Source organism: Nostoc cf. edaphicum LEGE 07299, assembly GCF_015207245.1.
Taxonomy (GTDB): Bacteria; Cyanobacteriota; Cyanobacteriia; order Cyanobacteriales; family Nostocaceae; genus Nostoc; species Nostoc edaphicum_B.
The window spans coordinates 1-5198 of the sequence record NZ_JADEXF010000341.1 but is presented as its reverse complement, the minus strand read 5'-3'; the positions used below and the strand labels follow the sequence as shown (position 1 = coordinate 5198).

Here is a 5198-nt window from a genome sequence, read left to right as displayed (position 1 = left end):
CATTAGTTGCATCCCCAGTCTGAGAATTCCCAACTTCTTTTGCTGACTCTAGAAAATCATCAGGATTACCAGTTGACTGTGTTTGAGGTTTTGTCTCTTGTGGCTTAGAGGTTTGATATTTAGGTGCAGTAGCTGATTCAGCTGCTGCTGCACCCTTACCTGTGCGATCGACTTCACTAACGCTGAATTTTTGTGCAGCTGCATAATCAGCATCAAAATCCACCGTTGGCGCTTTTTCATCACCACTAGCTATGCTTTCGGCAGCTAATTGTGCATCCTGGGTGGAAGCTTCATTTAAATTGGGCTTCACTTCTTCATCAGGCATAATTAAAATCCTTAGGTTAAATTTTTCATTGCTTACTTGAAAGAGCATAGCAAAGTAATTAATTATTTCTATGTTCCCCTGGGAGAGACTTTACCTCTATTAAAAGGTAGATTAAAGCTGTAATTTGCAATTAATATAACTCTTTCTATCGATAGTAGAATGTGATGCTCAAACTTTGGTAAGCCTTAGTTGAGACTGTAAAATTTCTTTGGAAATACAATTATGACTGCGAGTTACGATAAAACTATTTCTCAAGCCCAGAGCAATGAAACTCAAGAATTGGTGGATAGGTTTAACGCCTTAGATACTGATGCCAAATTAGCCTGGTTCTATTTTGTTTATAAAAAAATGGGTGATTCGATCACGCCAGCTGCGCCAGCTGCGGCTGAACCAGAGTTAGCACCACTTCTGCTCGGAGATTATTTTAAATTATCTAAAGAGCAGCAACTAGAAATTATGCGGGATATAGTTAACCGCAAAGACACAGAATATTCTCGTGCTTATGGGGCGATAAAAGAAAATAACCAGCTGTTAGTTTGGTATGCTTGGGCGGTAGCTATGGGGGATACGGTGGTTGGAATACCAGCTAGCTACCAGCCAAGTCAGGCAGTTAACGATCTGCTTTCCGAAATTGAAGGACTAGATTTTGAAGAGCAAATGTCAGTGTTTCGGACAATAGCTGGTGAAGTGGGTTACACCGATGTTAAGCCGATCGCAACGCAAGCAGAAACGGGAAAAACCTCAAGTTTGTAATCAGCTTTGGCGATTAGAAGTCGCGGCTACACAAACTAAAGTCCGCCTCCGCGGACTTTAAGAACCTACGAGACAGCCAACTGACTCAAGTCGGCTGGGGTAAGGTTGGAGTGTACTACTTGACCATCACGGAACCAAACGATGCGCTGGGTTTGACGGGCGACTTCTGGTTCATGTGTCACCATCACAACTGTGATTCCACTGGCATTGAGTTCGCCAAAAATATCTAAGACTTCTTGGGTTGTGCGCGAATCAAGTGCGCCTGTGGGTTCATCAGCGAGGAGTACCACGGGACGATTGACGATCGCGCGGGCGATCGCTACTCTTTGTTGTTGTCCACCAGATAGTTGAGTTGGTTTGTTGTTAAGGCGATTTGCTAAACCTACTCGCGTCAGTGCTTCCGTGGCGCGATCGCTTCTTTCTTTTGGACTCACACTAGCATAAACCATTGGTAGCATCACATTTTCTAATGCTGTGAGTTGAGGTAATAAATGGAATTGTTGGAAGACAAAACCCAGCTTTTTATTACGGATGTGTGCCAAAGATTTATCATCCATTTGCGCTACATCAATATTATCTAAGTAATAATGTCCGCCTGTGGGTCGGTCTAGACAGCCGATAATATTCATCGCTGTAGATTTACCTGAACCAGATGGCCCCATAATCGAACAATATTCGCCCTCATGGATAGTCAAATTCACATCGTTAAGTGCTTTGACTTCAGTTTCGCCACTGCCATATATTTTAAAGATATTCTCCAAACGAATAATTGTTGATTTAGGGACGGGATTAGGAACTAGAGAATCAGTAATTGAAATAGTGTTTGCCATAAGGATTTAGTTATTATTTGGTAGAGATGCAATTATAGCGATCGCTCAATTAAACTATAAAAATCAGAAAAATTCTTCCTAGCTCTTGCTGTGATAACTCTGTAAGGTGATGTATTAGAGCAAATAAAAGCTAACTATTATCTAGCATTTTTTATTCTTGTTGCACGATGTTGGCAGCTATAGATATCGCTAGTTCAGGCATCAAAGACGAGGATCGTCTACAGGTGGGTGCCACCCTCCTTGTATCCATAACTGCCTAGATTCTTGGATAAATCCTTGGTTGTGAAATTCATCATTGATATCTAGTCGATGACAAGTTGCTCTACCTGTAGCACTTTTGCCAACGATCTTTAGTCCATCGCCTGTCCAGATGAAGTGATCTACCCACCGTTGCTGACGAGGATTGAATAAGGCGACTTCTTGCTGAGTTTGAGGATCAACACCAGTTGTGAAGTTGTAACGACGCTCATTACAACGACGACAAGCTAGAGCTAAGTTGTCATCTGCATCTGAGCCACCTAATGATTGTGGAATGAGATGATCGATTGTGAAGCGATCTGAACTTGAGCGTTCTGGAGAGTGGCAATATTCACACAGATATTTAGCTCTTTCGCGCACAAACTGCCGAGTGCCATCTTTAACACCCACGACTGGCAATCAGTTTAGCGTTAACAAAAGTTAGAATGCGCTCCAGTTCAGCAATTCCAGCATATTCTGCTTCTTCTTCAGGAGTCAGCAATCCAGATTTTCGTTTCTCAAGCAATTCTTCTAGACGAGTATGTAACTCATCTGTGAACTTAGCAAGGTTAACATTATCAACTTTCTCAATGGTGATGCCAGAGCGGAGCCATGATGAGGGTTCAATCATCAATACTGGGGTAATGACTTGAGGAGTCATAGTGCTTTAGCCTAAGTCTGTGGTGCTATAGTCATTGTAGTGTGCCCTGTGAATTGGCTGCCAAAATACTAAGGAATCATTGCTACCTTAATTACTTTACGCGCCTTCATATCAGAAAACACCTGTTCTAAATCTTTTAATGGTCGTTGTTCGCTAATAAGTAACTCAAAGGGAATTTTGCGACTAGCTATGAGTGCAAGGGCCGATCGCACATACTCTGGTGTATTATGAAACACGCCTTTGATGGTAAGTTCGCTATAGTGTAGCTGTTCTGTACTAACGGTAATGCTGGTATCCCGTGGGCAGCCACCGAATAAGTTGACTGTTGCACCAGGACGGGCGCAGGCGATCGCAGTTTCCCAAACACTTGGGACACCAGTGGCTTCAATTACTACATCTGCGCCCCATCCTTGGGTAAGTTCTTTCACCACACTTGAAATATCTGAGATTTGATGATAATTAAAGGTCTGGGTTGCACCTAATTTCTGACCAATTTCTAGTCTGTGGTTATTACCTCCCCACAGCAAAACCTCAGCTTTCTCACTCAATGCCGCCACAAACATCAGCCCGATTGCCCCATCTCCTAATACGACTACTTTATCTTTGGGCTTAATATTAGAACGCGCTACACCATGCAACACACAAGCCAAAGGTTCTGTCATCGCTGCCAATTCCCACGGCAACTCATCGGGAATCTGCAACAAATTATGCTCTACTATCGGTGCAGGAATTTTCAAGTATTGGGCAAAAGTCCCATTATTCCAGGTCAAATTTGGACATAGGGAATATTCTTGGCGTTGACAAAAAAAGCAATTCATGCATGGAGCAGAATTATTAGCGACAACGCGATCGCCTACTTGCCAATTTGTCACCCCGGCACCCAAGGCAACAATTTGCCCAGCAGCTTCGTGACCAAACAGCGTTGGCGGTATCAGCATTCTGGCATGACCACCACGCCGCCAGACTTTCAAATCTGTACCACAAGTTGTTGCTGTCCCCACTTGCATCACAACCTCGCCAGCCGCCGGAGTAGGGTCAGAAACTTGCTCTAGGCGTAAATCTTCTTGACCATAAAGTAACGCTGCTAACAAAACTTTAAACCTATTAATTAGCTCCATCCGATTTTACCAGTTGAGGCTTATTGATAGGTTTAAACGAAATCAGTATTGATTTTTAGTAGGTTTTATATATTGAAAAACTAGCTATTCACAGCTGGCTGGGGAAGCACACCGGTATTGCGAGTTTCCACATTAGGCAGGCGAGTAGCAGTTAATAGTGGTACTTCTTGTCGGCAGGATAGGCAAAACCAATATAGTTCACCATGACGAGCATGACGCAGGAGGGAACCACCGCAACATGGGCAAGTGTTGGCTCTCGTACTCATACCAATGTCCTCCTTAAAAAAATTGTTGTTTTAAACTTAAGTCAAAAAAGCAGTTGATTAAAACTGAATGTTAGCTGCATGAATGCGGCCATTCGATTCTATGCGGTCTTTAATAATTTGTCTGTAAACAGCTTCATATCCGTTAACCATCTGGCTAACACTAAAGTTGTTTTCTACGTGTTTTCGACAGGTTTGACGATTGAGTTCCAAAGCTGGTGGAATCATTGTCGCCATTTCTGCATAGCTATTGCAGATAAAACCTGTTTTACCGTGGGCAATAACTTCAGGTACGGAGCCGAAATTCATGGCAATTACTGGCGTACCAGTTGCCATTGATTCAATCATTACTAAGCCAAAAGGTTCTTGCCAGCTAATGGGGAAAAGAGTTATCGCAGCATTACCCAGAAGTTCAGTTTTTTGGGGGTGGTTAATTTCACCGAGATATTCGATTTGCTCACCATCTATGTGAGGGAGAATCTCTTGTTCAAAAAACTCAGAGTATACTGCATCAACCTTTCCTGCCATCTTCAAGCGCCAACCAGTTTGTTTAGCAATGGCGATCGCATGGTGCGGGCCTTTATCTGGCGAAAAACGGCCTAAAAACGCTAAATATGAAGGTTGTAATGGTTTGGCTACAAATGGGTAATCTGCTAGCTCAATTCCGTTATAAACCGTGCCAACATAATTAAGATCGATTTGACGCTGCGAGTTACTAATGCTGATGTATGGTTGCTTTTGGTAGTAGCTAAATGCGTGACGGTTGTCAGTTGTAAAATTATTGTGCAGGGTGTGGACTGTAGCAGTTGCTGTTATCAAACTCGCTAAAGGTAATGCCGAAATTCCTACATGAGAATGGATAATATCGAATTGGTCAGCACGCTGGTAAACTTGGCTTAGTTCTAGCATTTCGTACACTGCATACTCTTTCACATTTGGGTCTAAGCGTAATGCACGTGGATAAACTGCTTCTAAATGAGCCAAAGTTTGAGAATCACCAGAGGCAAATAA

At 42.7% G+C, this 5198-nt stretch carries 8 protein-coding genes; 1 reads left to right on the top strand and 7 read right to left on the bottom strand.

All coding sequences use genetic code 11. The annotated features are described in order from the left end of the window. Positions 1-325, bottom strand: a 325-nt coding sequence (locus tag IQ229_RS12115) for a hypothetical protein (protein ID WP_194043997.1), incomplete at its 3' end; no start/stop codon positions are given. Between the two features lie 222 nt (positions 326-547). Here IQ229_RS12115 and IQ229_RS12110 point away from each other — a divergent pair. Further along, on the top strand, positions 548-1078 hold the full coding sequence (locus IQ229_RS12110; RefSeq protein WP_194043995.1) for an orange carotenoid protein N-terminal domain-containing protein: 531 nt from the start codon (positions 548-550) through the stop codon (positions 1076-1078). A gap of 65 nt (positions 1079-1143) precedes the next feature. On the opposite strand, the gene IQ229_RS12105 is transcribed toward IQ229_RS12110, so the two are convergent. From IQ229_RS12105 to IQ229_RS12080, 6 genes are all read right to left on the bottom strand, one after another. Next, positions 1144-1908 carry an ABC transporter ATP-binding protein gene (locus IQ229_RS12105; RefSeq protein WP_228013412.1) on the bottom strand — a complete coding sequence of 255 codons (765 nt, stop codon included), beginning with the start codon at positions 1906-1908 and terminating at the stop codon, positions 1144-1146. A gap of 201 nt (positions 1909-2109) precedes the next feature. Continuing rightward, the gene (locus tag IQ229_RS12100) at positions 2110-2556 is read right to left on the bottom strand and encodes an HNH endonuclease (protein ID WP_194043993.1); all 447 of its coding nucleotides are present in this window, start codon (positions 2554-2556) and stop codon (positions 2110-2112) included. After that, the gene (locus IQ229_RS12095; RefSeq protein WP_194043991.1) at positions 2546-2806 is read right to left on the bottom strand and encodes a hypothetical protein; all 261 of its coding nucleotides are present in this window, start codon (positions 2804-2806) and stop codon (positions 2546-2548) included. Before IQ229_RS12095 ends, IQ229_RS12100 begins: the two co-directional genes overlap by 11 nt. A 68-nt stretch (positions 2807-2874) precedes the next feature. Further along, the gene (locus IQ229_RS12090) at positions 2875-3897 is read right to left on the bottom strand and encodes a zinc-dependent alcohol dehydrogenase (RefSeq protein ID WP_194044006.1); all 1023 of its coding nucleotides are present in this window, start codon (positions 3895-3897) and stop codon (positions 2875-2877) included. A 107-nt stretch (positions 3898-4004) separates the two neighbouring features. Continuing rightward, positions 4005-4190, bottom strand: coding sequence for a hypothetical protein (locus tag IQ229_RS12085; RefSeq protein WP_194043989.1), 186 nt, complete (start codon positions 4188-4190; stop codon positions 4005-4007). A 57-nt stretch (positions 4191-4247) separates the two neighbouring features. After that, the coding region (locus IQ229_RS12080; protein ID WP_194043988.1) for a glycosyltransferase family 4 protein at positions 4248-5198 on the bottom strand (951 nt) is incomplete at its 5' end.

What these genes read in the sequence shown, in the direction of transcription:
- IQ229_RS12085 (WP_194043989.1), bottom strand. Translation starts at nt 4,190, where the DNA reads ATGAGTACGAGAGCCAACACTTGCCCATGTTGCGGTGGTTCCCTCCTG.
- IQ229_RS12110 (WP_194043995.1), top strand. Translation starts at nt 548, where the DNA reads ATGACTGCGAGTTACGATAAAACTATTTCTCAAGCCCAGAGCAATGAA.
- IQ229_RS12095 (WP_194043991.1), bottom strand. Translation starts at nt 2,806, where the DNA reads ATGACTCCTCAAGTCATTACCCCAGTATTGATGATTGAACCCTCATCA.
- IQ229_RS12105 (WP_228013412.1), bottom strand. Translation starts at nt 1,908, where the DNA reads ATGGCAAACACTATTTCAATTACTGATTCTCTAGTTCCTAATCCCGTC.